Consider the following 1492-nt stretch of genomic DNA (forward strand, 5'->3'; position numbering starts at 1 on the left):
TGCAGCTTCCAGTGCTCGGCCCAGGTCTTCTTGCGGCCGCTGGCCACGTCGAGCATCAGGCGGAACAGCTCCCAGCCCACGTCCTCGATGCTGGCCTGGCCGTCGGCGATGCGGCCCGCGTTCACGTCCATCAGGTCGTGCCAGCGGCGCGCCAGGTCGCTGCGCGTCGCGACCTTGATCACCGGCACCTCGGCCAGCCCGTAGGGCGTGCCGCGGCCGGTGGTGAACACGTGCAGGTTGATGCCGGCGGCCAGCTGCAGCGTGCCGCAGATGAAGTCGCTGGCCGGCGTGGCCGCGTAGATCAGGCCCTTCTGCGCGACCTTTTCTCCGGGCGCGAGCACGCCGCTGATCGGCGCCGAGCCCGACTTGACGATCGAGCCCATCGCCTTCTCGACGATGTTCGACAGCCCGCCCTTCTTGTTGCCCGGCGTGGTGTTGGCGCTGCGGTCGACGCGGCCCTTGTCCAGGTAGGCGTCGTACCACGCCATCTCGCGGATCATGGCCTCGGCCACTTCGGGCGACGAGGCGCGCGAGGTGAGCTGGTCGATGCCGTCGCGCACCTCGGTCACTTCGGAGAACATCACCGTGGCGCCCGCGCGCACCAGCAGATCGGTGCAAAAGCCCACGGCGGGGTTGGCGGTGACGCCGGAGAAAGCGTCGCTGCCGCCGCACTGCACGCCCACCACCAGTTCGCTGGCGGGCACGGTCTCGCGGCGGCGGGCGTTCAGTCGCACCAGGTGCGTCTCGGCCTGGCGCATGACCGAATCGATCATCGACATGAAGCCGATGTGCTCGTCGTCCTGCAGGCAGACCACGTCGAGTTCGGCCGGCATCGCCCTGGGCCTCGCCGCGCTTGTCGACGATGGGAATGCTGCCCGGCGGCAGCAGCCGCTCGGGCTGCAGCTTCTCGCAGCCCAGGCTCACCACCATCACCTCGCCGCCGAAGTTCGGGTTGAGGCTGATGTTGCGCAGCGTGCGGATCGGCACGATGGCGTCGGGCGCGTCGATGGCCACGCCGCAGCCGTAGCCGTGCGCCAGCGCCACCACGTCGTCGACGTTCGGGTACTTGGGCAGCAGCTCGGCCTTGATGCGCTGCACCGCGAAGTCGATCACGCCCGCCACGCATTGCACGGTCTCGGTGATGGCCAGGATGTTGCGCGAACCCACCGAGCCGTCGGCGTTGCGGTAGCCCTCGAAGGTGTAGCCCTCCAGCGGCGGCAGGGCAGGGGGCTTGACGGTGGCAATGGGCAGGCCGTCGAGCCCGGGCGCCACCGGCATGCGCATCACCCGCTCGTGCACCCAGCTGCCGCGCGGCAAGGCCTTCTGCGCGTAGCCGATCACCACGTTGTAGCGAACGATGGCGTCACCCTCGGCCAGGTCGGCCAGCGCCACCTTGTGGCCTTGCGGCACGTTGTCCACCAGCCGCAGGCCGTCGGCGAACTCGGCGCCGGCCTTCAGGCCGCCGTCGTTCGCGACGATGGCCACGTTGTCG

General features: G+C 69.9%; 1 pseudogene. It reads right to left on the reverse strand.

Annotated elements, in window-relative coordinates:
• Window positions 1-1492 (reverse strand): annotated as a pseudogene (garD, locus tag BMG07_RS40580) (galactarate dehydratase); the annotation flags it as partial.

The organism is Variovorax sp. E3 (genome assembly GCF_016082275.1).
In the GTDB taxonomy this organism is placed as follows: domain Bacteria; phylum Pseudomonadota; class Gammaproteobacteria; order Burkholderiales; family Burkholderiaceae_C; genus Variovorax.